23 protein-coding genes are annotated in these 25,884 nt (G+C 71.5%); 16 read left to right on the top strand and 7 right to left on the bottom strand.

Annotated features, from left to right (window positions below):
• The first annotated feature begins 8 nt into the window (after positions 1-8).
• From wecC to AC1DX8_RS04745, 3 genes are read left to right on the top strand one after another with little or no spacing between them, the layout of a single operon-like run.
• Positions 9-1,253 (top strand): UDP-N-acetyl-D-mannosamine dehydrogenase, encoded by a 1,245-nt coding sequence (wecC, locus tag AC1DX8_RS04755; protein WP_477628766.1) that lies wholly within the window; start codon positions 9-11, stop codon positions 1,251-1,253.
• Positions 1,250-2,014, top strand: a complete 765-nt coding sequence (locus AC1DX8_RS04750; protein ID WP_477628765.1) for a hypothetical protein — start codon at positions 1,250-1,252, stop codon at positions 2,012-2,014. The genes wecC and AC1DX8_RS04750 overlap by 4 nt, the downstream gene beginning before the upstream one ends.
• Entirely contained in the window at positions 2,001-4,316 is a 2,316-nt protein-coding gene (locus AC1DX8_RS04745) for a glycosyltransferase family protein (protein ID WP_477628764.1), read from the top strand. The genes AC1DX8_RS04750 and AC1DX8_RS04745 overlap by 14 nt, the downstream gene beginning before the upstream one ends.
• Before the next feature lie 33 nt (positions 4,317-4,349).
• On the opposite strand, the gene wecB is transcribed toward AC1DX8_RS04745, so the two are convergent.
• The gene (gene wecB, locus AC1DX8_RS04740; protein WP_477628763.1) at positions 4,350-5,495 is read right to left on the bottom strand and encodes a non-hydrolyzing UDP-N-acetylglucosamine 2-epimerase; all 1,146 of its coding nucleotides are present in this window, start codon (positions 5,493-5,495) and stop codon (positions 4,350-4,352) included.
• Between the two features lie 118 nt (positions 5,496-5,613).
• The gene (locus AC1DX8_RS04735; protein WP_477628762.1) at positions 5,614-6,138 is read right to left on the bottom strand and encodes a GtrA family protein; all 525 of its coding nucleotides are present in this window, start codon (positions 6,136-6,138) and stop codon (positions 5,614-5,616) included.
• Between the two features lie 126 nt (positions 6,139-6,264).
• Between AC1DX8_RS04735 and AC1DX8_RS04730 the strand changes: the two genes are divergently transcribed.
• On the top strand, positions 6,265-7,461 hold the full coding sequence (locus tag AC1DX8_RS04730; RefSeq protein ID WP_477628761.1) for a 5-(carboxyamino)imidazole ribonucleotide synthase: 1,197 nt from the start codon (positions 6,265-6,267) through the stop codon (positions 7,459-7,461).
• Positions 7,458-7,988, top strand: coding sequence for a 5-(carboxyamino)imidazole ribonucleotide mutase (gene purE / locus AC1DX8_RS04725; RefSeq protein WP_477628760.1), 531 nt, complete (start codon positions 7,458-7,460; stop codon positions 7,986-7,988). The genes AC1DX8_RS04730 and purE overlap by 4 nt, the downstream gene beginning before the upstream one ends.
• A gap of 21 nt (positions 7,989-8,009) precedes the next feature.
• Here purE and AC1DX8_RS04720 read toward each other — a convergent pair whose 3' ends face one another.
• Positions 8,010-8,465 (bottom strand): CoA-binding protein, encoded by a 456-nt coding sequence (locus AC1DX8_RS04720; RefSeq protein ID WP_477628759.1) that lies wholly within the window; start codon positions 8,463-8,465, stop codon positions 8,010-8,012.
• A 116-nt stretch (positions 8,466-8,581) separates the two neighbouring features.
• Between AC1DX8_RS04720 and AC1DX8_RS04715 the strand changes: the two genes are divergently transcribed.
• Positions 8,582-9,643 (top strand): LLM class F420-dependent oxidoreductase, encoded by a 1,062-nt coding sequence (locus tag AC1DX8_RS04715; RefSeq protein WP_477628758.1) that lies wholly within the window; start codon positions 8,582-8,584, stop codon positions 9,641-9,643.
• Positions 9,644-9,688: 45 nt separating this feature from the next.
• On the opposite strand, the gene AC1DX8_RS04710 is transcribed toward AC1DX8_RS04715, so the two are convergent.
• Entirely contained in the window at positions 9,689-11,947 is a 2,259-nt protein-coding gene (locus tag AC1DX8_RS04710) for a hypothetical protein (RefSeq protein WP_477628757.1), read from the bottom strand.
• Between the two features lie 176 nt (positions 11,948-12,123).
• On the opposite strand from AC1DX8_RS04710, the gene AC1DX8_RS04705 reads away from it, so the two are divergent.
• Positions 12,124-13,296: an acyl-CoA dehydrogenase family protein gene (locus AC1DX8_RS04705; protein WP_477628756.1), complete on the top strand. Its 1,173-nt coding sequence runs from the start codon at positions 12,124-12,126 to the stop codon at positions 13,294-13,296.
• A gap of 37 nt (positions 13,297-13,333) precedes the next feature.
• Here AC1DX8_RS04705 and AC1DX8_RS04700 read toward each other — a convergent pair whose 3' ends face one another.
• A complete protein-coding gene (locus tag AC1DX8_RS04700; protein WP_477628755.1) occupies positions 13,334-14,551 on the bottom strand; it encodes an LCP family protein in 1,218 nt (405 codons plus the stop codon).
• Positions 14,552-14,663: 112 nt separating this feature from the next.
• Here AC1DX8_RS04700 and AC1DX8_RS04695 point away from each other — a divergent pair, with 112 nt between their 5' ends.
• From AC1DX8_RS04695 to AC1DX8_RS04670, 6 genes are all read left to right on the top strand, one after another.
• A complete protein-coding gene (locus AC1DX8_RS04695) occupies positions 14,664-16,190 on the top strand; it encodes an LCP family glycopolymer transferase (RefSeq protein ID WP_477628754.1) in 1,527 nt (508 codons plus the stop codon).
• A 10-nt stretch (positions 16,191-16,200) separates the two neighbouring features.
• Entirely contained in the window at positions 16,201-17,196 is a 996-nt protein-coding gene (locus AC1DX8_RS04690; protein ID WP_477628753.1) for a glycosyltransferase family 2 protein, read from the top strand.
• Between the two features lie 4 nt (positions 17,197-17,200).
• Positions 17,201-18,337 carry a glycosyltransferase gene (locus AC1DX8_RS04685; protein WP_477628752.1) on the top strand — a complete coding sequence of 379 codons (1,137 nt, stop codon included), beginning with the start codon at positions 17,201-17,203 and terminating at the stop codon, positions 18,335-18,337.
• A 70-nt stretch (positions 18,338-18,407) separates the two neighbouring features.
• Positions 18,408-19,295 (top strand): ABC transporter permease, encoded by an 888-nt coding sequence (locus AC1DX8_RS04680; RefSeq protein ID WP_477628751.1) that lies wholly within the window; start codon positions 18,408-18,410, stop codon positions 19,293-19,295.
• Entirely contained in the window at positions 19,273-20,067 is a 795-nt protein-coding gene (locus AC1DX8_RS04675) for an ABC transporter ATP-binding protein (RefSeq protein WP_477628750.1), read from the top strand. The genes AC1DX8_RS04680 and AC1DX8_RS04675 overlap by 23 nt, the downstream gene beginning before the upstream one ends.
• A gap of 4 nt (positions 20,068-20,071) precedes the next feature.
• Entirely contained in the window at positions 20,072-21,187 is a 1,116-nt protein-coding gene (locus AC1DX8_RS04670) for a glycosyltransferase (RefSeq protein ID WP_477628749.1), read from the top strand.
• Here AC1DX8_RS04670 and AC1DX8_RS04665 read toward each other — a convergent pair.
• Entirely contained in the window at positions 21,156-21,635 is a 480-nt protein-coding gene (locus tag AC1DX8_RS04665) for a hypothetical protein (RefSeq protein ID WP_477628748.1), read from the bottom strand. The genes AC1DX8_RS04670 and AC1DX8_RS04665 overlap by 32 nt on opposite strands.
• Positions 21,632-23,005, bottom strand: a complete 1,374-nt coding sequence (locus tag AC1DX8_RS04660) for a glycosyltransferase (RefSeq protein WP_477628747.1) — start codon at positions 23,003-23,005, stop codon at positions 21,632-21,634. The genes AC1DX8_RS04665 and AC1DX8_RS04660 overlap by 4 nt, the downstream gene beginning before the upstream one ends.
• 155 nt (positions 23,006-23,160) lie before the next feature.
• Here AC1DX8_RS04660 and AC1DX8_RS04655 point away from each other — a divergent pair, with 155 nt between their 5' ends.
• The 3 genes from AC1DX8_RS04655 to AC1DX8_RS04645 are packed head-to-tail and all read left to right on the top strand — an operon-like array spanning position 23,161 to position 25,840.
• The gene (locus tag AC1DX8_RS04655) at positions 23,161-23,757 is read left to right on the top strand and encodes an acyltransferase (protein ID WP_477628746.1); all 597 of its coding nucleotides are present in this window, start codon (positions 23,161-23,163) and stop codon (positions 23,755-23,757) included.
• A complete protein-coding gene (locus AC1DX8_RS04650; protein ID WP_477628745.1) occupies positions 23,754-24,854 on the top strand; it encodes a DegT/DnrJ/EryC1/StrS family aminotransferase in 1,101 nt (366 codons plus the stop codon). The genes AC1DX8_RS04655 and AC1DX8_RS04650 overlap by 4 nt, the downstream gene beginning before the upstream one ends.
• Positions 24,854-25,840: a Gfo/Idh/MocA family protein gene (locus AC1DX8_RS04645; protein WP_477628744.1), complete on the top strand. Its 987-nt coding sequence runs from the start codon at positions 24,854-24,856 to the stop codon at positions 25,838-25,840. Before AC1DX8_RS04650 ends, AC1DX8_RS04645 begins: the two co-directional genes overlap by 1 nt.
• Positions 25,841-25,884: the final 44 nt, after the last annotated feature.

Here is a 25,884-nt window from a genome sequence, read left to right as displayed (position 1 = left end):
GAGAACACATGGGTGCCGACCGCTCGATCGCAGTCGTCGGACTGGGCTACATCGGGCTGCCGACCGCAGTGGTTCTGGCAGCCGGTGGGTTCGACGTGGTCGGGGTCGACCTGGACACCCGCAAGGTCGACGCGGTCAACCGTGGCGAGCTGCCGTTCGTCGAGCCGGACCTGGCCGGGGCGCTCGAGTCCGCGGTGTCGTCGGGCAAGCTCAAGGCGACGACGCAGATGCCCGCGGCCGACGTCTACATCCTCGCGGTGCCGACTCCCATCACCAACGACAACCGCCCGGACCTGTCCTACGTGCTCGGCGCGGCGCGCTCCCTCGCCCCCCACCTGCGCGGCGGGGAGCTGGTCATCCTGGAGTCGACCTCCCCGCCCGGTGCCACCCAGCTGATGGCCGACGAGATCCTCAGCGGCCGCCCCGAGCTGAGCATCGACGGCGCCGACGGCAAGGCCGTCGTGCACTTCGCCCACTGCCCGGAGCGCGTGCTGCCGGGGCGCATCATGATCGAGCTCGTCGAGAACGACCGCATCGTCGGTGGCCTGACGCCGGAGGCGACCACGCGGGCCTGCGAGATCTACCGCACCTTCTGCCGGGGCGAGGTGCTCGAGACCGATGCGGTCACCGCCGAGATGGCCAAGCTCACCGAGAACGCCTACCGCGACGTCAACATCGCCTTCGCCAACGAGCTGTCCCTGATCTCCGACCGCCTGGGGATCGACGTCTGGCGCCTGATCGAACTGGCGAACCACCACCCACGGGTCAACATCCTGCAGCCGGGCCCGGGCGTGGGTGGCCACTGCATCGCCGTCGACCCGTGGTTCATCGTCGCGGCGGCCCAGGAGGAGTCGCGCCTGATCCACACCGCGCGGCTGGTCAACGACAGCAAGCCCGACTTCGTCGTCAACAAGGCCGTCGAGGCCGCCGCCGACCTGCGGCACCCCAAGGTTGCCGTGCTCGGCCTGGCCTTCAAGGCGAACATCGACGACCTGCGCGAGTCGCCGTCGGTCGAGATCGTCCGGTCGCTCGCCGCGTCGATGCCGCGGGCCGACATCCTCGCCGTCGAGCCGCACGTCGAGGAGCTCCCCGACTCGCTGGCGCACCGCAACGTGAGCCTCACCGATCTCGACGACGCCCTCGAGCGCGCCGACGTCGTCATGCTGCTGGTCGACCACGACCAGTTCAAGGCTGTCGACCCTGCGCGCCTGGAAGGCAAGAAGCTGGTCGACACCAAGGGCCTGTGGGTGTGACCCCGGCGCAGCCCTCGCCCCTCACGTCCATCCGCGCACGGCTGCGACGCAAGCCCGCGGCCCCCACCACCATCGTCAGCCCACCGCTGCCGGCTCCCCTCCCCGAGTCCGACTACCGCAGGGCCGAGCGACTCACCGGTCCGCGCTCCCGGCACCCGTGGGACGCGAGCTCGTCGGACCCGTGGGCCCAGGCCCCGGGTGCGCAGGAGCAGCAGCCCGTCGCTCTGCCCGTCGCCGGGCCGGCCGACGAGCCGACCGAGGTCAGCCCGACAGGGGCGCCACCCGCATCGGGCGTCCCGGTCGTGTACGGCGTCCTCGCGCCCCATGTGACCCGAGCCCTCGAGGGTTCGGTCGAGGTCCGTCCGGTCGGGCCCGGGGCACCCCCGTCGACGCACGCCCCCCTCCCCTCGCGTGGCGACCTCCTGGTCGTCGAGCGGGCCGCGCTGTTCGAGGGCGTCTGGGGTGGCACGGAGACCGCGCGCGGCACCGGACTGCTGCACGAGCTGCTGGCGCGGATCGAGGACGCCCGGGGCAGGGGAGTGACCGCCGTGCTGGTCGAGTCCGCCCACCACCCCAACGTCGGCACCAACCTGGTGCGGGACGCGGTGCACGTCGTCGTCGCCGCGGACGGCCGCCTCGTGGGTGACGGCCAGGGCCTGTCCAGGAGCCATCGCGACGTGGTGGACGCCGTGGTCCGCGCCGCCCACCCCCAGACCGCCGCCCACCCCCAGACCACTGAGGATGTCCGTGAGCCAGGCTGAGTCCGTGCCGTCCCGCCCGATGCGAGTCCTCCTCTACGGCGACGGCAACATCAACCTCATCGACGGGTCCACGATCTGGCTCGTGTCGATGGCGGAGGTCCTCGCCCGCACGGGAGCGCACGTCACGCTCTTCCTCAAGGCGAAGGCCCTCACCCGTCGCACCTTCGTCTCGCTCGACAGGCTCGACAACGTCACGGTCGTCGACCCCTTCGAGGAGCTCGAGCCCTCCCCGAAGATCGTGCCCCTGACAGTCGACGAGGTGGCAGCCCACATCTGCCGGCTCGACCAGATGGAGCCGTTCGACGTCGTGCTCGTGCGCGGCTCCGCGATCGCCAAGGCGCTCACCCGCACCGGTCGGTTCGATGGCCGGCTGTGGCCCTACGTCATCGACGTCCCGGGCCCGGAGGTGACGCCGACCGCCACCGAGCTGGCGGAGCTGGCCGAGATCGCGATGGCCTCCGACCGCATGCTCGTGCAGACCGAGGACTCGCGCGCCTACATGGAGTACCGCGTCCCGGAGTCGGTGGGGAAGTGCTTCGTCATCCTCCCGATGATCCCCGACGACCTGCGCCCGCTCGAGGGACGGCGCGCCCACGTCGACACCTTGGTCGGCGTCTACTCGGGGAAGTTCGCGATGCCCTGGCGCACCCTCGAGCTGGCGGCCCTGCCGGAGCAGCTCGGGAGCCGTGGCATCTCGCTCGCGCTCTCGATGGTCGGCGACAAGATCATGCACTCGGCGGTGCAGCCGAACTGGAAGAAGGCGATGTCGCGGGCGCTGCGCGACTCCCCGGGCCTRCTGTGGACCGGTGGGATGGCCCGGGAGGACGCCCTCGCGTACTGCCGCACGGCGCAGGTCGGTTTCAGCTGGCGGGCCCGCGAACTCGACTCGACGCACGAGATCTCCACCAAGGTGCTGGAGTACTGCGCCATGGGTGTGGCGCCCGTGCTCAACCGGATCCAGGCGCACGTCGACCTGCTCGGGGAGGACTACGCGCTCTTCGTCGAGGACGACCCGAGGTCGGTGGCCGACGCCGTCGCCCGCGTCGCCCACGACCCCGAGCTCCTCGCGCGGTCGCAGGACGTCGCTGTCTCCGCCGTGTCGGACTACCGCATGGCTGCCGCGACGGAGCGGATCGGTGCCGCCCTCGCGGCCTCGGGTCGACGTCAGGGCGTCGGTGCGGTCCGGCCCCCGACCCCCGTGTCGGTCCTCGTGGTCGGGCGTGAGCTGCCCGCGGTGGCCCACCTCGTCAGCGCGGCCCGTGCAGTGACCCCGGACGTGCGCGTGGTGGAGCTGCCTGAGGCCACGACCGGCACCGCCCCCCTCACGAGCCCCACCGTCGACGACCCAGCCGGCACGACGTCGGTGGTGGTGTTCAGCGCGCCGCAGCCTCCGTCGCCCGAGCTGGTCGAACAGCTGAAGCAGGGCCGTCGCCTCGTCGTGCACGTCCGCGACGCCGACGCCGTCGACGCGGACACCCCGCCCGGGGTCGATGCCTTCCTCTTCGACACCGAGACCCAGCGCCGCGACTTCGCCGACGGCGCGGGAGCCGTCGAGCTGGTGCACGCTCCCGTCGTCGTCGACGCCGAGTACTACGACCGACCCGGCGACCCGGCGCGGGCCACGCACGTCGGCGTCCTCGACTTCGCCCCGTCGCGCCGGCGTCCCGACCTGGCCCTCGACGCGCTCGAGAGCCTCCACGCAGCGGGCTGCGAGGCCGTCCTGCACCTGCGGGGAGACCTACCCTGGCTCGACGCCGCCACGTGGGCCGACCCGGCCGAGCGCGACTACTACCGCGAGCTGTTCGACCGGATCGAGGCCTCGTCCGTGCTGCGCGACCACGTGTCGTTGGAGCCGGCCGGTGCCGACCTGCCCAACTGGTGGGGTCGGCTGGGGTGGGTGCTCGAGACGGTGGAGCAGCACGCCGTGGACCTCAGGCTCCTGCAGGCTGCGGCGGGTGGCGCCCTGGTGCGGGTGCCCCGCTCCGACCTGGCCAGCGACCTCTACGGTGCCGACGCGGCATACGACTCGCTGGCGGGTTTCGTCGCCGACGTGGTGCGGCTGTCGTCGGACGCCGAGGCCTTCGACGCGGCGAGCGCGCGCATGCGCGCCGAAGCGGCCCGGCACGCCTCCGATGAGGTCACCGACCAGTGGCGTGAGGTGCTCGTCGGGCCGGAGGTGCCGTTCGAGGCGGCCCCGACCACTGCGGAGGCCCCGGAGACCGTGGAGTCCAGTGCGACCCCGGAGGCCGTCACCGAGACGGTCGCGGCCGTGGAGACCGCGTCAGGGAGTGCGCAGTCCTGACGGCGGGGGAGGGCGGCTCACGCCGCGCTCCCGCTACTGCGGGGAGAAGTCGGGGAGACGCTCGCCGAGGCCGAACAGCTGCTGGAGGGCCGCGACCGAGCGTTCGCTGGCGTGGCCGTCGCCATAGGGGTTGACCGCCTTGGCCATCGCCACGTATGCCGCGTCGTCGGTCATCAGCTCGCTCACCTCGTCGACGATGCGCTGCTCGTCGGTGCCGATGAGCCGGACCGTGCCGGCGGTCACCGCCTCGGGGCGCTCGGTGTTCTCGCGCATGACGAGGACCGGCTTGCCGAGGCTGGGTGCCTCCTCCTGCACGCCGCCGCTGTCCGTGACGACGATGTGGCTCCGCGCGAGCAGGCGGGCGAACTCGGCGTAGGACAACGGCTCGATGACGAGGATGTTGTCGTGACCCTCCAGGGCGGGCATCATCGCCTGGCGGACCAACGGGTTGCGGTGGATCGGGAAGACGATCTGCAGGTCGGGGAAGCGGTCGCTGATGCGGGCCAGCGCGCGGCCGATCTGGGCCATCGACTCGCCCCAGTTCTCCCGTCGGTGGGCCGTCACGGTGAGGATCCGGTCGGGTCCCTCGATCAGGGCAGCCAGCCGCGGGTCGCCGACGCCGGGCTCGCGCCGCACGACGTCGAGCAGGGCGTCGATCACGGTGTTGCCGGTGACCACGATGTCGGCCCGGTCGAAGGCCTCCGCGGTCAGCGCCTTGGCCGCGTGCTCGGTGGGCGCGAGGTGCAGCGTTGCCAGCTGGGAGATGATCTTGCGGTTCGCCTCCTCGGGGTACGGCGACATGATGTCGCCCGACCGCAGGCCGGCCTCGAGGTGCACGACCGGGACCTGCCGGTAGAAGGCGGCCAGCGCCGCGGCCATCGAGGTCGTGGTGTCACCCTGGACGATCACGGCGTCGGGCTGCTCCTCCTCGAACACCGGGTCGATGCGGGTGAGCACGCGGTGCGTGATCGCCGTGAGGGTCTGGCCGGCCTCGTGGATGTCGAGGTCGTGCCGGGGCTCGATCTCGAAGAGCGCGTTGACCTGGTCGAGCATCTCGCGGTGCTGACCGGTCACCACGGCCACGCTCTCGAAGTCGGCCGAGTGCTCCAGCGCACTGAGGATGGGGGCGACCTTGATGGCCTCTGGACGAGTCCCGTAGACGGTCAGGATCTTGGGCACAGTGGGTCTTCCTCTCGCGGCTGGACAGCGGCGATGCTATCGGTTCTGGAGGAGTGCCCCCGGTCCCAGGTGCGCCGGCGCGGGGCGATCCGGCCCACGAGTCGGCCTACGACTCGGGCTACGACTCTGGCTGGGACTCGGGCTCCGACTCGGCCAGGGGCGAGGTGTCGGTGAGGGGCTCCTGGCTGAACACGAACGTGCGGTAGGCCCAGAACCGGAACAGCGTGCCGAGCGCGATGCCCACGAGCTTGGCGACGTTCTCGGCGACCAGGCTCTCCTGGCCCAGCACGTGGTGCGAGAAGCCGACGCAGCCTGCCTGGATCAGCAGGGCGACGCCGTTGGTGACCGCGAACAGGAGCGCCTCGTGGTGCACGGGGCGATTGCGGCGGTGCCGGAACGTCCACATCCGGTTGCCGACCCACGCCACGCAGGTGGCGACGGCCGCGGAGATGATGGTGGCGACGACGGCGCGGGAGAGGGGGCCGTTGCCGTACCCCGACAGCACGGTGGCCCTCAGGATGTTGAACAGACCGAGGTCCACGACGAAGGCGACCGCCCCGACGATCCCGAACTTGATCATCTCGCGGTAGAGGACGTCGACCGTGCCGCGCAGGCGGTCGACGAGGGAGGGGCTCTCGGACACCAGAGGAGACTATCTGCGGCGGCCCCGCAGCGCGTGCGGACCGCGCCCCACGGCCTGGGCCGCTCCAGCCAGGCCTTCCGGCGGCCCTCGACCGTGCGCCGTGCTGCTGGCCGATATCCTCGCGGGGTGACCTCACCCCAACGCGCCCCCGGAGGCTTCCCGGTCGTCGGCATCGTCGGGGGTGGGCAGCTCGCGCGGATGTGTGCCGCTCCGGCAGCCGAGCTCGCGATCACGCTCAGTGTGCTGGCGGAGGCCCCCGATGCCGCGGCGGCCCAGGTCATCCCCTCGTCGCCGGTCGGGCACCACACCGACGTCGAGGCCGTGCTGGCCTTCGCGCGAGAGTGCGAYGTCGTGACGTTCGACCACGAGCACGTCCCGCCCGACGTGCTGGATGCCTTGGTGGCGGAAGGGATTCCGTTGCACCCGACGCCGGAGGCCCTGCGGTTCGCCCAGGACAAGCTCGCGATGCGCGAGCGGCTCACCGAGATCGGCGTGGCCTGCCCGGCGTGGGCGAGGGCGCGCACGGCCGACGACGTCGAGGCGTTCGCGGCCGAGGTCGGCTGGCCGGTGGTGGCCAAGAGCCCCCGAGGCGGGTACGACGGCAAGGGCGTGCGCGTCATCCAGTCGACCGACGAGCTGCGCGACTGGCTCGACGCGGTGGGCGACCACGGTCCGCTGGCCGACGGCATCCTCCTGGAGGAGAAGGTCGACTTCGTCCGCGAGCTCGCGGTCCTCATCGCCCGCAGCCCCTCCAACCAGGCCGCCGCGTGGCCGGTCGTCGAGACCGTGCAGACCGACAGCATCTGCACCGAGGTGCTGGCCCCCGCGCCCGACCTCGACCCCACCCTCGCGGCGGTCGCGACCGAGGCCGGGCTCCGGATCGCCGAGCACCTCGGCGTCACCGGGGTGTTCGCCGTGGAGATGTTCGAGGTGCGCGACGCCGCGACCGGCGCCGCGGCATACGTCGTCAACGAGCTGGCCATGCGCCCGCACAACAGTGGGCACTGGTCGATGGACGGCGCGGTGACGGGCCAGTTCGAGCAGCACCTGCGTGCGGTGCTCGACCTGCCGCTGGGCGCCCCCACGCCGCGCGAGCCGCACACGGTGATGGCCAACGTGCTGGGCGGCGACTACCCCGACCTCTACCCGGCCTACCGCCACATCATGGCCCGCGACCCCGGGCTCAAGATCCACCTCTACGGCAAGGGAGTCCGACCTGGCCGCAAGATCGGTCACGTCAACGTCTCCGGCTCCGACCTCGCACAGCTGCGCGAGCGCGCCGGCCACGCCGCTGACTACCTCGCAGGAGTGATCACCGAATGAGCGACCAGCAGCCCACCTCCCCACCACTGGTCGGGCTCGTCATGGGCAGCGACAGCGACTGGCCCGTGATGGAGCTGGCAGCGCAGGCGCTCGACGAGTTCGGCGTCCCCTACGAGGCCGATGTCGTCTCCGCCCACCGCATGCCCGAGGAGATGATCGCCTACGGGCAGAACGCTTCTGGGCGTGGACTGCGGGTGATCGTCGCGGGCGCCGGTGGTGCAGCGCACCTGCCCGGCATGCTCGCGGCGGTGACCCCGCTCCCCGTGATCGGGGTGCCGGTGCCGCTGAAGTACCTCGACGGCATGGACTCCCTGCTCTCGATCGTGCAGATGCCGGCCGGGGTGCCCGTCGCCACCGTCTCGATCGGCGGGGCCAGGAACGCGGGCCTGCTCGCCGCCCGCATCCTCGCCGCCGGCGAGGGGGAGTATGCCGCGGGGCTGCGTGAGCGGATGACCGCCTTCCAGGCGGACCTGCGGGACCAGGCCCACGCCAAGGGCGCGGCGCTGCGCGAGAAGCGCGGGTCCTAGCTCCGCCTCTGGTCGCGTCTCCTAGCGGGCCATGCCCGCGGAGCGGACGCCGCGCCACTCGATGCGCGGGCAGGTGTCCATGACGACGTCGAGCCCCACCGCGCGAGCCCGGTCGGCAGCAGGCTCGTCGACCACGCCCAGCTGCATCCAGATGGCGTCGATCTGCAGCCGCTCCTTGTTGGCGATGGCCTCGTCCACCACGGCCCCGACGTGCTCGGAGTTGACGAAGCAGTCGACGACCTTGATGTCGGTGCCGTCAGGGATGTCCGAGAGCGACGCGTAGCCCTGCTCGCCGTGCACCGTCTCCGCGTTGGGGTGCACGGGGATCAGGCCCTTGCCGAGCTCCACCTTGAGCCAGCGCGAGACGCCGAAGGCCTCACGCTCCTGGTTGTTCGAGAGGCCGACGACGACCCAGATGCCCGGGTCGATGAGGAGCTCGCGAATGAGGTCAGGGTCGTTCTGGTGGCGAAAGCTCATGACCTCAGCATCACACGGTGGGGGCTGGTTGGGGAGAGGCCCCTGGAGAGGCCCCTGGATAGGCCGGGCGAGAGGTGCGGGAGAAGGGCGCGGGGCGAGGCAGTAACGTCGGCCGCATGAAGTTCGGAATCTTCGTCCCGCAGGGCTGGCGCATGGACCTCGTCGGCATCGACCCGAGCCAGCACTGGGGCGTGATGGCCGGTCTCGCACGACGGGCCGACGCCAACGAGGACTGGTCGTCGATCTGGGTCTTCGACCACTTCCACACGGTGCCGGTCCCCAGCGAGGAGGCGACCCACGAGGCGTGGACCCTGATGGCCGCCTTTGCCGCCGTCACGGGTCGCGTGCGGCTCGGCCAGATGTGCACCTGCATGGCCTACCGCAACCCTGCCTACCTCGCGAAGGTGGCCGCCACGGTCGACATCATCTCCGAGGGCCGGCTCGAGATGGGCATCGGCGCCGGGTGGTACGAGCACGAGTGGCGCGCCTACGGCTACGGCTTCCCGCGGGCCGGCGAGCGGCTCAAGGCGCTCGAGGAGGGCGTCCAGATCTTCCGTGACATGTGGACGACCGGCACCGCCACCTTCAAGGGCGAGCACTTCCAGGTCGACGGCGCGCGGTGCTACCCGCAGCCGCTGCAGGGCACCTCGGCGCCCGGGTCGAAGCACAACGGCATCCCGATGTGGATCGCCGGTGGTGGCGAGAAGAAGACCCTGCGGATCGCGGCGCAGTACGCCGACTACACCAACTTCGACCCGACGCCTGAGGTGTTCACCGCCAAGAGCGAGATCCTCAAGGGTCACTGCGACGACGTCGGCCGGGACTTCGGCGAGATCGTCCGCAGCAGCAACCTCAACGTCTTCATCGGCAGCTCCGAGCGGGAGGTCGAGGAGCGCTTCGCCACCCTGCGGGACCGCCTGCTTTCCGTCGGCTCGCCCGAGGCGCGGGTCGACCAGCTGTTCGCCGACTACCGCAAGCAGGCGACCGTCGGCACCCCGGAGCAGGTCGTCGAGAAGCTGTCGGCGCTCCAGGACCTCGGCATGACCTACGCGATCCTCAACTTCCCGGAGGCGGCCTACGACACCACCGGGATCGCGATGTTCGAGCGTGACGTCATGCCCGAGCTGCTCGACCGCGAGGAGCACGGCCACCTCTGGCACCTGCCCCGCCGCCACTGACCGGCGTCGCCACTGACCGGCGCCGCCACTGACCCGCTGGCGGTCTCACGAGCTGAGAGTCAGGCCGTTCCAACCGCCGCCGAGCTGGTACTGGCCGTTGGGGCTGAACGACCCGTCGGCATACATGTCGTAGTAGGAGAGCACCCCGGCGCTGGAGCGCACCCACACGAGGGGGCGCTGGTCGACGACCTCGGTGACGGTGATGGCGGTGAAGCCGCCCCAACCGCTGCCGACCTGGCGAGCAGTGCCGAGCTTGCCGGTGCTGGCGCCGGTGCCGGGGAAGAGCCACAGCTTGCCGTCCCGCGCGCGGGCCAGCAGGTCGGCGGTGCCGTCGAAGTTCACGTCACCGGAGCCGATGATCGCGGTCATGCCGTTCCAGCCCGACCCGATCAGCACCCGGCCGCCGAGGGCGCCGGTGCCGCGACCTGAGTACAGCCACAGGGCGCCCGCGCTGTCCTTGGCGACCAGGTCCGCGAGGTCGTCGCCGTTGAGGTCGCCGGCAGCGACCAGCGTGTAGGTGCCGAAGCCGGAGCCGACCTGCCTGCGCGGCGCGAACCCGCCCCCGCCTAGCCCGGCATACAGCCAGAGCTTCCCGCTGGAGTCCTTGCCGAGGAGGTCGGCGTGGTCGTCACTGGTCAGGTCGCCGACCGCGAGGTATGCCGTGTAGCCGTTCCAGCCGCCGCCCAGCCGCACGCGGCGACCCAGCGAGGTGCTGGTGCCGGGGTAGGCCCAGAGCACACCGCTGGCATCCTTGGCCAGGAGGTCGTGGAAGGCGTCACCCACGAAGTCGGACGTGCCCTTGCTCTGGGGCTGGCGGAGGTCGTAGCCGAGGAACCCGTCGGTGGACCGGCCGATCCACATGTCCTGGTCGTCAACCGGGGACGACCCGAGCAGCACCACGGTCGGGTAGTACGCCGTCGGGTCGTTCGGCATCGGCCGGTCCACCTCGACGTAGACGTGTCCGTCCGGCAGGAACCGCGGCATCGCGTAGTAGCTCGTGCCGGCGCCTCCGCGGACGATCGTCAGGGTGCTGCCGGACAGGCGCCGCAGCTCGCTGCCGGCGTCGTTCGACCAGGCGAACCAGATCGCACCGTCGCGGAAGACCTCAGCGGTGTAGCCACCGGCGGTGCCGGGGATCGGGGTCGTCGCCGAACACGTCGAGCACAGCGTGACGAGGCCGCCGCCGACGGTCAGGTCGGTCGCGACGATGGTGCGGCTGTCGGGCTTCCAGGTCGGCTCGGCCAGCGGGCGGTCAGGAGCCAGCAGGCGGACCGTGTGGGTGCCGTGCACGTCCACCACGCCGAGCCCGAGGGGGTCACCCGTCGCCGCGTCGTACCGCGCGAACACCAGCGACTGCCCGTCGGGCGAGAACGCCGCCTCGGCCGCGAAGACGGTCGCACCGAGGTCGACCGTGAACGCCTCGGTGCCGTTGCGGGCGGAGAGGACCTTGACCACGCCGGCCCCGGTCGCCTCGTCCACGAGGGTGGCCGCGACGAGCCGCCCGTCGGTCGAGTAGCTCGGCGTGACCCAGCTGCCGGGCGCGACCTCCAGGCCTTCGTCGTAGGGCGAGGTCTGCTTGAGCCCACCCGTCCCCGCTGCGTACACCGCGTCCGGTTCGCCCCAGGCGCCGCCCGACCAGATCCCCAGGTAGCCGTACGTCTGGCAGTCGGTCACGATGGCGCCGACGTCCGACTTGGCGATGACGCGGTAGTGGTAGACCGTGCGCGGGTTGATGGTGCGGTCGACGAACTGACCGGTCGGTCCGGTGATCGTGCCCACCGTGAGCCACGCACCGTAGTCACGCTGCCGCAGCACCGTCGTCGTGGCTGCACCGGCGAGTGAGATGGTCACGACGGTCCGGTCGGTCAGCTGACCGACGCGCACGAGCCCGCTGTCGCAGGTCTGGGCGTCGGCGGCCGTGGTCCCGGCCGAGGAAGTCAGCGCGTCGCTGGTGACCGTGCCTGCGGCGCTGCGCGATCCCGGCCGGCTGAGGCGGCCACCCGACCCTGACGGTCGGCTGGCCAGGCCGGCTTCCGGCAGGGCGGTCGTGGCCCGGGAGTGCGGCTGGCGCACCTCGCCGGATGCGATCGCGTCGCTGAGCCAGCCCCGCGGGCTGGTGCCGCCGGACGTCGCAGCCCGGGGGGACTGGTCCGTGGGGGCGCTCGACGCGGCGTGCGCCGGCAGGGCCGACCCGCCTGCGGCGAGCCCTGAGGCGACAAGGGCTGCTGCCACGGAGTGGGCGAGTCGCCGGGTGGGGCGGGTCGCGCGCGGGGCGGTCACGGGTGGCAGGGCGCCTGGAGTCACAGCACACTCCTCGTCGTCGTACGGCCGGGCAGTGCGCGCGGCATGCCCGAGGAGTGTAGGTCGCGGTCGGGCCGTTCTGGACCGGTTTGGGAAGTTCTGACGCCAGTGCCGTCGTGGCGGGTGACACACGCGACGGCGGGGACGGCACGGCATACCAGCGGGTAACCTGAGGGACTGTGAGCACCGGTAACCGCGACTTCGACCTGTTCAAGATCTCCGAGGACCACGAGGCCCTGCGCGACGCCGTGCGTGCCGTCGCCGAGGACAAGATCGCCCCGTATGCCGCGGCCGTGGACGAGGAGGCGCGCTACCCGCAGGAGGCGCACGACGCCCTGGTGGCCTCGGACTTCTTCGCCCCGCACATCGCCGAGGAGTACGGCGGCGTCGGTGCCGATGCGCTCGCGACCTGCATCGTGATCGAGGAGGTCGCCCGCGTCGACGCGTCGGCTTCCCTGATCCCGGCGGTCAACAAGCTCGGCACCATGCCGCTGATCCTGGCCGCGAACGACGACGTGAAGAAGCGCTACCTCACCCCGCTCGCCGAGGGGAAGACGACGTTCTCCTACGGCCTGTCCGAGCGCGAGGCCGGGTCGGACACCGCCGCCATGAAGACCCGGGCCAAGCGGGACGGCGACGACTGGATCGTCAACGGCCAGAAGTCGTGGATCACCAACGCCGGCGTCTCGGAGTACTACACCGTGCTCGCCGTGACCGACCCCGACGGCAAGCGGGGCAACAACGTGACGGCGTTCGTCCTGGAGAAGTCCGACGAGGGCTTCACCTTCGGGGAGAAGGAGCGCAAGCTCGGCATCAAGGGCTCACCGACCCGCGAGCTGCACTTCGACCACGTGCGGATCCCCGGCGACCGGATCGTCGGAGCGGAGGGCGAGGGCCTCAAGATCGCGCTCGCGACCCTCGACCACACCCGCGTGACGATCGGCGCCCAGGCCGTCGGGATCGCCCAGGGGGCACTGGACTTCGCAGTCTCGTACGTCAAGGAGCGCAAGCAGTTCGGCAAGGCCGTGGCCGAGTTCCAGGGCATCCAGTTCATGCTCGCCGACATGGCGATGGCGGTCGAGGCCGCCCGCCAGATGGTCTACGTCGCGGCCGCCAAGTCCGAGCGCGGCGACAAGGACCTGCCCTTCTTCGGCGCCGCCGCGAAGTGCTACGCCTCCGACGTGGCGATGCAGGTGACCACCGACGCGGTGCAGCTGCTGGGTGGGGCGGGTTACGTGCGCGACTTCCCGGTCGAGCGGATGATGCGCGATGCCAAGATCACCCAGATCTACGAAGGCACCAACCAGATCCAGCGCGTGGTGATGGCCCGCCAGATCCTGGCCCGCAAGTAGCCAAGCCCACCGCGCGGCGACAGAGCTGAGGTGGGGGTCAGCTGCCGGAGGGCTTGCCGTCGGTGCCTGCGGGCGGGGCGTCGAGCGGGGTGTCGTTGCGCAGCAAGGTGAACAGCGCCTTGGCGCGGGGGGTGTCCCACTTCACCGCGCTGCCGGCGCTGGTCTGGTAGTTGAGGCTCGAGAGCGGCACGACGAGGCTGAGGGCCTGGTCGTTGGACACTGCCCGCATGGCCAGCAGGACCCGGCTGGCGTCGCGCATTGAGGTGTCCTGACCGACGATGAGCCCCTGGGCCGCGGCGTGGCTGAACGACCAGTAGCGGGTGGGGATCAGCACGGTCGACGGGGTGAGCGCCTTCTTCATGATCGCCGAGAGGAACTGGCGCTGGCGCTCCGCCCGACCGATGTCACCGCGCGGGTCGGAGTAGCGGGCTCGCACGAAGCCCAGGGCGTTGGGGCCGTCGAGCTGCTGGCACCCCTTCGCGAGGTTGATGTGCGCCTTGGGGTCGTTCATCGCGAACGGGACGCAGATGCGTACGCCGCCGAGGCTGTCGACGACGGACGCGAACCCGGCGAACCCGATCTCGACGTACCCGTCGATGTGCAGGTCGGTGACCTGCTCGACCGTCGCCACGAGGAGGTTCGGGCCACCGATCGCGAAGGCGGCGTTGATCTTGTTGCTGCCGTGGCCCGGGATCGGCACATAGCTGTCGCGGGGCAGTGAGATCAGCGCAGGCTTGCCACCGCTCTGGGGCACGTGCACGAGGATGATCGAGTCGGTGCGACGACCCGCGGCGCTGCCCGTGTGCAGCGTCGACTTCTGGGCGGCGGTCAGGCCTTCGCGGCTGTCGGAGCCGACGAGCAGGTAGTTGTAGCCGGGACCGTCGGCCGGTCGGGCGCCGGCCGGGGTGGTGTCGACCTTGGCGACCGAGTTCCATGCGTGCAGGGGGGTGAAGACCATGAAGGCCAACCAGGCCACCACGAGCAGAGCGACGAGGGCGGTGACGCGGCGACCGGTGCGGCGGGAGCCTCCTGCGGCGCCCCGCTCCCTGGGCTCTGTGGGCGGCTTCGGGCCGCTCGCCGCGCCCCGGGGCTGACGGCCCTCCTGGGTGGCCGTGGCCGACCGCTTGCGACCGCGGACGTCGACGACGTAGACCTCGTCCTCGCCGAGCTCGTCGGACAGCGGAGCACCCGCGGGTCGGCCACCGCGCTGGGGGATGGGCTGGGCGTCATCGGCTCCGGGGTGGCGTCCACTCATCCCCCCAGTGTCCAGCGTCGGGCGGGCCCGGGCCAAAACGTGGCGGCGACGACACACTGAGAACTCCCAGCGTCACGGGGATGTGGCTGTTTGTTCCCGATACTGGTTCACCATGAGCAGTCCCCCCATGGCGCCGGACCGGTTGGCCGAGGAACAGGTCTATGTCTCCGGCGGCCGGCAGCGCACCATCGGGGACGCCTCGTCGATGGGTTCGCGGCAGCGCCGGCGCCGCGCCTTCACGCTCGTCGTGCTCACCCTCCTGGTGCCCGGGAGCGCCCAGCTCGCGGCGGGCAACCGTGCCCTCGGACGGTTCGCCATCCGGGTGTGGTGCGCGGTGCTCGGGCTCGCCGTGCTGCTCGGTGCGGTCTTCCTCCTGCACCGCTCGCTCGTCTTCGGCCTCTTCAGCCGCGGCGCGGTCCTGACCGTCGTCGAGTGGGTGCTCTTCGGGTTCGCCGCGCTGTGGGCCGTGCTCTTCGTCGACGCGTGGCGGCTCGGCCAGCCGGCGACGCTCGTCATGAAGGCGCGGCGCTGGCTGACCGCCATCACGGCGGTCCTGCTCGTCCTGACGTCGGGTGGCCTGGTGTATGCCGCGAGCAACGTCGGTGCCGGGCGCGACGCGCTCAACACGCTCTTCCAGGGCACGACGACCGCGAAGGCGACCGACGGCCGCTACAACGTGCTGCTCCTGGGCGGTGACTCCGGCGCCGACCGGATCGGCACCCGGCCCGACAGCATCCAGCTGGTCAGCGTGGACGCCAAGACCGGCCGCGCGGTGACCTTCGGCTTCTCGCGCGACACCGAGAACATCAACTTCCGGCCCGGCTCCACGATGCAGCGACTCATGCCCGATGGCTGGAACTGTGGCGACAACTGCCTGCTCAACGGCCTCTACACGTGGGCCCAGGAGCACAAGGCGTTGTTCCCCGCCGGCACCAAGGACCCGGGCGTCGTGGCGACCCGCGAGGCGGTCGAGGCGCTGTCGGGCCTCGACGTCCACTACTACGTGCTCGTCGACCTGCGCGGCTTCAGCGGCCTCATCGACGCGCTTGGCGGCCTCGACGTCAACGTGCAGAAGCGCACCCCCATCGGTGGCGGCACCTCACGGATCAGCGGCTGGATCGAGCCGGGGGTGCAGCACCTCGACGGCTACCACGCCCTCTGGTACGCCCGGTCCCGCCAAGGCTCGACCAACTACGAGCGGATGGCGCGGCAGCGGTGCGTCATGACGGCGATGGTGCAGCAGGTCGACCCCCAGGCGCTGGTGCTGCACTTCGCCGACATCGTCGGGGCGACCAGCGGCGTCCTCAAGACCGACATGCCCCAGTCCGAGCTCGGCTTCTTCGCCGACCTCGCCCTCAAGACCCGCTCGCAGAAGATCAAGAGCGTCAACTTCGTGCCGCCGCTCATCAAGCCGTGGGACTACGACCCCGCCGTGATCCGCTCGACGGTGGCCGCGACCATCAAGGCCTCCGAGAAGGGGTCGAACGCCACGGAGTCGGTCGCCACGAAGGGCAAGGGCGGCACGACGCCGAAGGCCGGGGCGACGGCTTCCCCGCCTCCGGATCCCGCCGTCGGGACGCCCAGCGCGCCCGCCCACGCGAACACCACCGACCTCGGCGGGATCTGTTCTGCGGGATGATCGTCTCCTCATGAACCACAATCCCCCCGCTGAGACCCCCACCCGCACACCTTCCGTGAGCGTCATCGTGCCCGTGCTCAACGAGGAGCGTCACCTGCGCGACGCCGTCGAGATGATCCTGGCCCAGGACTACCGGGGTCCGTTCGAGGTCGTCCTCGCACTGGGCCCCTCGCGCGACCGCACCGACGCCGTCGCCGCCGCCCTGGCCGAGGGCGACCCGCGGGTCCGGACCGTGCGCAACCCCACCGGCAAGACGCCGAACGGGCTCAACGCCGCCATCGCCGCGGCCCGCCACGAGATCATCGCGCGGGTCGACGGCCACGCCGAGATCCCCGCCGACTACGTCTCGACCGCCGTGGCGGAGCTGACCCGCGTGGACGCCGACAACGTCGGCGGGCTGATGCTGGCCGAGGGCCGCTCGGCGTTCGAACGCGCCGTGGCGTGCGCCATGCGCAGCCCCATCGGGGTGGGCAACTCGCGGTTCCACGTCGGCGGCGAGGCCGGCGAGGCCGACACCGTCTACCTCGGAGTGTTCCGCCGCGCGGCCCTCGAACGCGTCGGCGGGTACGACGAGCACTTCGCGCGCGCCCAGGACTGGGAGATGAACCACCGGATCCGGCAGACCGGCGGCCGGGTCTGGTTCACGCCCGCGCTCAAGGTCACCTACCGTCCGCGCAGCACCCCGGCGGCCCTGGGGAAGCAGTACTTCTACTACGGCAGGTGGCGTCGGGTGGTCGCGCGCCACCACACCGGCACCATCAACGTCCGCTACCTCGCCCCACCCGTCATGGTCGCCGGCACGTCGCTTGCCATCGTGCTCGGGTTCCTGTGGTGGCCCGCGTGGCTGGTGCCCGCGGCATACGCGCTGCTCATCGCGGCCGGAGGCCTGGCGATCAGCTCGGGGGAGTCGTGGCGCACGCGCCTCCTGACCCCCCTCGCCCTGGGCGTCATGCACTGGTCGTGGGGGATCGGGTTCATCACCAGCCCCCCGCGACTGGCACGCTGACCCCATGCGCGTTCTCATGCTCGTGGCCACGTCCGTGGCCACCGACACCCGGGTGCTCCGCGAGGCCACGACGCTGGTCGACGACGGCCACGAGGTGCACGTCATCGGCAAGAGCGTGCCCACCGACTACGTTCCGCCGCCCGGGGTGACCGTCTCCAGCGTCGGCACGTCGTCGGTGTTCCGGGCCGAGGGCGGGGCGTCCATCGCGTCGCGCGACCTGCCCGCCCACCTGCGCCTCGCGCGCTGGGTGCTGCTGCCGCAGCACCGCAACTCGGCGTTCGGCCGGTGGGCGAAGGGAGCGGTCGCCGACGGTCGCACGCGGGAGTACGACGTGGTGCACGCCCACGACTACACCGCCCTCGAGGCCGGAGCGGAGCTGGCCGAGCACCGGGGCGTCCCACTGGTCTACGACAGCCACGAGCTCTGGACCGGCCGCCCGCGGCAGTACCGCCCGACGCCGCTGAACGACTGGCGCGAGCGCCGCACCGAGGCCCGTCTCGGCAGCCGTGCCGCGGCGGTGATCACCGTCGGGGAGGGCGTGGCCGACGTGCTGCGCCGTCGCCACGGCTGGGACGTCACGGTGGTGCGCAACACCTTCCAGTCCGTCGCGGGTGGCCCGCCGCCGCAGCCGACGGGCGCGGTGTATGCCGGCCGGCTGGCTCCGTTCCGCGAGCTCGAGGTCATCGCACGGGCGTCTGCGGCCAGTCCCTTGCCGATCACCCTCATCGGGCCCAGCGACCCCGCGTGGCTGGCCGGGTTCGACCCCGGCACGGCGACGGTGCGCGAGGCCGTGGACGTGGACACGGTCACCGCGATGCTCCAGGAGGCCGGCGTCGCCTTGGTGACGCACGGCGACAACTTCGACAACCTGCGCCTCGCGCTGCCGAACAAGGCGTTCCAGGCGGTCGCCGCCGGCGTCCCCGTCGTGGCCACCGACGTGGGCGAGCTGGGGGCCCTGGTCCGCGAGCACGGCCTGGGCGAGCTCTACCCTCCGGGCGACTCCGTGGCGCTCGGCGCGGCGATCGAGTCGGTGGTGCGCGACTACCCCGCGTGGTGCGCCCGGGTCGCCGCTGCGCGGGCCGCCCTGGCATGGGACGTCGACGCCGCGGTGCTGCGCGAGCTCTACCGCGGGCTGTCCTGAGCCTCGGCAAAGTTCCACTAGACTCACCCGGTGCGCGAGAGCGCACAGCCTTTCACCGAGAGCGAGGACCATGAGCAGCGATCACCAGGTGGCGCTGGCCGAGCCGGAGAACGAGTTCACGACGACGCACCACGTCTACGAACCCCATCGTGCTGGTATCCCGCCGCTGCGCAGCTACATCACCGAGCTGTGGCGTCGGCGTGAGTTCGCCGCCGAGATGTCCCGGGCCAACCTGCGCAGCGCCAACACCGTCACCCTCTTCGGCCAGCTGTGGCTGATCATCAACCCGCTCCTGCTCGCGGGCGTCTACTTCCTGCTCGTGCAGGTGCTCTCCGGTGGCCACCACGGCTGGGACTTCTTCGCCCAGCTGACCGCCGGCCTGTTCACCTTCTACTACGTGTCGGCCGCGATGCAGGCCGGTGCGGCGTCGGTCGTCGGTGGCGGGAAGCTGCTGCTCAACACCGCGTTCCCGCGCCTGCTGATGCCGTTCTCCGCCGTGCGGACCGCGTTCTTCCGGTTCCTCCCGACCCTGCCGGTCTACCTCGTCTTCCACCTGATCGCCGGGCTGGGCTTCCACAAGTCGACCCTGCTGTCGCTCTACTTCCTCTTCCTGCTCACGGTCTTCGCGCTCGGGCTGGCTGCCTTCTTCGGGACGCTGCAGGTCTACTTCCGTGACACCACGAGCTTCATGCCGTACGTCAACCGGATCTGGCTCTACGCTTCGCCCGTGCTCTGGTCGATCGAGACCGTCCCGCACAAGTTCCTGCGGGTGCTTGACCTGATGGAGTACGTCAACCCGTTGTTCTCGCTGCTCGGTGGCTTCACCGAGTGCCTCGTCAACGGCGACGTGCCCAGCCTGCGCACGTTCGCCACTGCGACCGCCTGGGCGCTCATCGTGTTCGTGGGCGGTTCGCTGTTCTTCATGTCAAGGGAGCGTGAGTTCGCTGTCCGCCTCTGAGCACAGCCCCCTGACCGTCAAGGTCGAGCACCTGTCCATCACCTACCGCACCACCTTCGAGCGGGTGCCGACCTTCAAGACCGCCATCACGCGGTTCGGTCGGGGCCAGCGCGCGGTGCGGGAGGTGCACGCCCTCCAGGACGTCAGCTTCGACGTCCCGGACGGCACGGCGCTCGGCATCATCGGCAACAACGGTGCCGGCAAGTCCACCCTGATGCGCGCGCTGGCGGGCATCCTGCCCCCGAACGAGGGCCGGATCGAGGTCAACGGACGGATCAGCCCGCTGCTGTCGCTCGGGGTCGGCTTCAACGCCAACCTCAGCGGGCGCGAGAACATCATCCTCGGCGGGCTGGCCAGCGGCCTGTCCCGGCGTGAGGTCCTCGCCCGGGCCCAGGAGGTCACGGCGTTCGCCGGCCTCGAGGAGGCCATCGACGCCCCGATGCGCACCTACTCTTCGGGCATGTACAGCCGCCTGGCCTTCTCGGTGGCGGTGCACATGGACCCCGACATCCTCATGATCGACGAGGCCCTCTCCGCCGGCGACGCGTCGTTCAAGACCAAGGCCGCCGAGAAGATGGCCGAGCTGCGGGCCAGCGCCCGGGCGACCTTCCTCGTCTCCCACTCGCTCGGCTCGATCCGCGAGCTGTGCAACGACGCGATGTGGCTGCACCAGGGGCGGATCATGATGCGGGGCACTCCCGAGGACGTCACCGAGGCCTACACGAAGTTCGTCAACGTCGGCCAGTCCGGCGTCGTCCTCGAAGACCTCTGACCTGGTGACGTCCGCGCGCCCTGACGTCAGCATCGTCACGAGCGGCCACGACGTCGCCGACGCGCGCCTGCACCGGGTCTGCGCGGGACTGCTCCGCGACGGCCTGTCCGTCGAGGTCCTCGCCCTCGGCGACGCGGCCGACGCCCCCGAAGGGGTCGGCGTCACCACGAGCCCTCGCGGGAGCATGGTGCAGCGCGCGGTCAGGGCAGCGCGGTATGCCGCGCGAGCCCGCGGCCGCGTGCTGCTGGCCCTCGACCCCGACTCCCTCGTCACCTCCCTCGTCGTGGCGCGGGTGCGCCGTCGGCGCGTGGTGGCCGATGTGCACGAGGACTATGCGGCGCTGCTGCGTGACCGGGCCTGGGCCCGCGGCTGGCGCGGGCAGGTGGCGTCGCGCCTCGCCCGGGCGGCGACGGCAGCAGCACGGGCCGCCGACCTCGTCGTGGTGGCCGACGAGCACGTCCCTCCCCTCACCGCCGCCCACCGGCTGGTGGTGCGAAACCTCCCCGATCTGCGGATGCTGCCCGAGCCCTCTGCGCGCGCCGACGAGCCGYGGGCCCTCTATGTCGGTGACGTGCGGGCCAGCAGGGGGTTGTGGGCCATGCTCGACGCCATCGAGCACGCGCCCGGCTGGACCCTCGACGTCGTGGGCCCGGTGGCCCGGGCCGATGCCGAACGGCTCGACGGCGAGCTCGCGGCTCGAGGGCTCGACGGCCGGGTGCGGCTGCACGGGCGCCAGCCGCCGGCCCAGGCCTGGCGCCTGGCCGAGGGCGCGTGGTGCGGGCTGGGCCTGCTCGACGACACCAGCGCGTTCCGCGACGCCATGCCCAGCAAGCTCTACGAGTACGTCGGCTGTGGTCTGGCCGTCGTCGTCACCGACCTGCCGCGCCAACGCGAGTTCGTGCGAGCCGAGGGGCCCGAGTCGATCGGGTGTGTCGTCGAGCCCGGCACCGGTGCCGGGCTCGCTGCCGCCGCCGTGCTCCGCGAGTGGGCCGAGAACCCGCGCTCCATCGACACGCTCCGCGCCGCCTCGCTCGCCCGGCGCGCGGCCCTGCTGGCGCAGGATCCCTATGCCGAGCTCGCGCGCCGGGTCAGCGAGCTGACCGGTCCCGCTCGGCGATGACGCGTCGTCCCGCGGCGGCCCCGGCCACGACGGCGGGGCGACGGTAGCGCTGCGCGAGCAGCCAGGCGGCCTGGTGGGTGCCGCTGTCGAGGGCCACCACGACGGTGGCCTCGCGAAACGCGCGTCTGGCCACGCTGGAGGTCGACCAGGCGAGCGTCAACAGGACGGACCGACCACGCCCGCCGACTGCGCCCACCCCGGCCAGGAGCGGGGGCACGGCCAGCACGCGGACGGCAGAGGGCTCGGTGGGTGGTTGGGTCGCGAGGACGGCCACGTCGATGCGGTCGTCCGTGGTCGTGGGGGTCGTGGGGGTCGCAGTGGTCGCGTTGGCCGTGGCGCTGGTGGTCGTGGCGCTGGTGGTCGTGGGGTCGACCCCGAGCTGGTCGAGGGCCGCGGCCACGGCGGCCGCGGTGAGCTGGCGGGCCGAGGTGAGCAGGAGGACCTTCACTCGGTCACCACCGTCGTGGTCGACCCGGGCCCGGCGCTGGTGGCAGCGCGCTGGGCGCACAGCCGGCCGAGCGCCTCGATCCGCGGGGCGAGCTGCAGGTCGCGCGAGTAGGAGAGGGAGAAGTCCCGGCACTGCTGCCTGACCTCGGGTCCGGCCGTCCGTGCGGCCTCGGCTGCCCGCCCGAGGGCCTCGGCGACGCCCTCGGCGGACAGGTCGGAGGCGGGGAACCAGAGGGGGTAGCCACGCAGCACGTCGGAGGCGGCGTTGCCCGGGTCGTGCACCGACACGATCGGCAGGGCGCTGGCGAGGTACTCGTAGACCTTGCCGCTGGTCACGTAGCGGCCCGCGCCGAGGATGAGCAGCAGGGCGTCGAAGGTCTCGTAGACCTCCGCCACGCGCTGCTTGGCCAGCGGGCCGGCATACTCCACGCCCTGGCTCGCGTGCTCGTCGAGGAGCGCCTGGAGCTGGGGGTTGGCGGCGGCGTAGAAGCCGAGGTGCCCCCAGATCTGGGTGGTGGCCCCGGCCATGGCCGGCTCGGCCGTCCTGGCCCGGGTCCAGCCGGCGAGGAACTCGGCGACCGGCACCTTCGTGCTCACGGTGCCGATGTAGCCGAAGCGCAGCGGTCGCCCGGGGTCGGCGGCCTCGGTGCGTGGCGTCGGCGCGAACTCGGGGTCGAACCCGTTGGCGACGACGTGCATGCGGTCGCCCGCCTCGGGGTAGCGGAGCCGGTGCCAGGCGCGGATCGGCTCGTTGACGAACCACACCTCGGAGGCGTCGCGCACCAGGCGGCGCTCCAGCTCGGCCACCCGCGAGGTCTCGGCGTGGAGGAGCTTGCCGTCGAAGACGTCGAGCATCCACGCGTCGCGGTAGTCCATGACATAGGGCACGCCGTGCTGTTGGTGCAGGACGTCGGCCGCCGCGAAGTCGACGTTGGGGTTGGCGCTGGCCACCACCACGTCGACCGGGTCGGCGGCGTGCACGTCGAGGGCGGCCTGCTCCAACGGCTTGCGCCACGGGCCGTAGCCGACCTCGGGGAAGTCGCGGGTGTCCTTCCTGGTCCGCTGCTTGCGCCACACCGGCGGCAGGAACGCCCGCAGGGGGCTCCAGCTGCGGATGTCGGGGTCGAGGGCCGGCCACGCGAACGGGATCCGGCGCACGGCGACCTCCGGGCGCACCAGGCCCTCCAACGAGGTGTCGGCCCCGGTGTAGGTGAGGAAGGTCTCGCGGGTGGCCGTGAGCACCGTCACGCGGAAGCCCGCTGCGGCAAAGGCGTTGACCGTGGCCAGGGCGCGGTAGACCCCGCCACCGCGGGAGGGCGGAAAGCCCCACGCGACGTAGAGGAGGTGCGGCGGGGAGCCCGGCTCCGGCATGCACTCCTCCTGGACGACGTGGGCAGCGGCCACCGAGCGGCAGCCGCTTCAGGTTACCCATGCTGTGTCGCTCCTCGCGGGGCGGACCCCATACCCTTGGCACGGATCGGCGCGCACCCAGGTCGTGGGCCCGACCGCGACGACAGGAGGAGACCGTGGGCACCAAGGTTCAGGCGAGCGCCGACGTCAGCGAGGACGCGCAGCTCGGCGACGGGACCTCCGTCTGGCACCTGGCGCAGGTGCGCGAGGGAGCGGTCCTGGGCGAGAACTGCATCGTCGGTCGGGGTGCCTACGTCGGCACCGGCGTGACGATGGGTGACAACTGCAAGCTGCAGAACTACGCCCTGGTCTACGAGCCGGCCGTGCTCGAGGACGGCGTCTTCGTGGGCCCGGCCGTGGTCTTCACCAACGACCACTACCCGCGCTCGATCGACCCCGACGGCAAGCTCAAGCGCGGCGACGACTGGGAGGCCGTGGGCGTCACCGTCCGCCGCGGTGCCTCCATCGGGGCCCGCTCGGTCTGTGTCGCCCCGGTGACCATCGGGCGCTGGGCGCTGGTCGCCGCCGGGTCCGTGGTCGTCAAGGACGTGCCCGACTTCGCGCTGGTCGCGGGAGTCCCCGCGCGACGGCTAAGGTGGGTCGGCCGTGCGGGCGTCCCCCTCGAGCAGGATCCCGACGGAACGTGGGTTTGCCCGACGACGGGTGAGCGATACATCGAAGAGAACGACCGCCTGATGGAGGCTGCACAGTGACCGAATTCATCCCCCCGGCAAAGCCGCTCATCGGCGACGAGGAGCGCGAGGCCGTCGACCGCGTGCTCCGCAGCGGAATGCTGGCGCAGGGCCCCGAGGTGAAGGCCTTCGAGGAGGAGTTCGCCAGCCACTTCGGTCTCGGTCGCGCCTGCGTGGCGGTGAACTCCGGCACCTCCGGTCTCCACCTGGGGCTGCTGTCCGCCGGGGTCAAGGCCGGTGACGAGGTCATCGTCCCCTCCTTCACCTTTGCGGCCACCTGCAACTCAGTGGCCCTCACCGGGGCGACCCCGGTCTTCGCCGACATCAGCGCTGACGACTTCTGCCTCGACCCGGCCGCGGTCGAGGCCGCCATCACCGACAAGACCGTCGGCATCATGCCGGTGCACCTCTACGGCCACCCGGCCAAGATGCAGGAGCTTCAGGCCGTCGCCGACAAGCACGGCCTCAAGATCTTCGAGGACGCCGCCCAGGCCCACGGCGCGTCGCTGAACGGCACCCCCGTCGGGGCCTTCGGTGAGTTCGCGATGTTCTCGCTCTACCCGACCAAGAACATGACCTCGGGTGAGGGCGGCATGGTGTCGGTCGCGAACGCCGAGGTGGAGCGGCTGATGCGCCTCTACCGCAACCAGGGCATGGAGCAGCAGTACCACAACGAGGTCGTCGGCTTTAACATGCGCATGACCGACATCCACGCCGCCATCGGTCGCGTCCAGCTGACCAAGGTCGGTGCGTGGACCGCCACCCGCCAGGCCAACGCTGCCTTCCTCTCGGCCAACCTCGAGGGCGTCACGCCGCCGCCGGTCGCCGAGGGCGCGGTGCACGTCTACCACCAGTACACGGTGCGCGTGCCGAGCGACCGCGACGGCTTCAGCAAGGCGCTGCGCGAGGAGTACAACGTCGGGTCGGGCATGTTCTACCCCGTGCCGAACCACCAGCTCAAGCCGTTCGTGTCAGACCGAACTGTCGACGTCGACCTGCCGGAGACGGCCAAGGCCGCGGCCGAGTGCCTCTCGCTGCCCGTGCACCCCTCGCTGAGCCAGGACGACCTCGAGCGCATCGTGAGCGCGGTCAACGCGCTCGCCAAGGCCGGTGCCTGATGGCGAACCTGCGTGCAGGTCTGATCGGCCTCGGCATGATGGGTCGCCACCATGCCCGGGTCCTGGGGTCGCTCCCGGGCGTCGACCTGGTCGCCGTGGCCGACCCGGGCGGTGACGTGCACGGGGTGTCCGGTGGCCGTCCCGTCGTCGAGGACATCCACCAGCTCATCGCGACCGGCATCGACTACTGCATGGTCGCCGTGCCGACGATCTACCACGAGGAGGTCGGCCTGGCGCTCGCCGAGGCCGGCGTCCACGCCATCATCGAGAAGCCGCTCGCCCAGGACACCCCTGCCGCGGAGAAGATCGCGAAGGCCTTCAAGGACCAGGGCCTCGTCGGCGCCGTGGGTCACATCGAGCGGTACAACCCGGCCCTCCAGCAGGCGCGCTCGCGTCTCGAGGCCGGCGACCTCGGCGACGTCTACCAGGTGCAGACCCGTCGGCAGGGCCCGTTCCCGGCGCGCATCGCCGACGTCGGTGTGGTCAAGGACCTCGGCACCCACGACATCGACCTGACGGCCTGGGTCACCCAGCAGACCTACGTCTCGGTGGCGGCCGGCACGGCATACAAGAGTGGTCGTGAGTTCGAGGACCTCGTGGCAGTCGTGGGGCGCCTGTCCAACGGCACCATCACCAACCACCTCGTCAACTGGCTGTCGCCGCTCAAGGAGCGCGTCACCATCATCACCGGTGAGCGCGGCACCTTCGTGGCCGACACCCTCACCGCAGACCTGACCTACCACGCGAACGGTGAGGTGCAGACCACCTGGGAGGACCTCGCCCAGTTCCGCGGCGTGTCCGAGGGCGACGTCATCCGCTACGCCTTCTCGAAGCCCGAGCCGCTGCGCGTGGAGCACGAGAACTTCCGGGATGCCGTGCTGGGCAAGGAAGCCGACATCGTGACCATGGAGCAGGGACTCGCCACCGTGCGCGTCGCCGAGGCCTGCATCGAGTCGGCCAAGACGGGCACGACGATCAGCCTCTGACCCCCTCACCAACGCAGGACGCCCGCCTCCTCGAGGCGGGCGTC

The organism is Pedococcus sp. P2_A3, from assembly GCF_056405035.1.
This window is presented reverse-complemented; position numbering and strand designations above follow the sequence as displayed.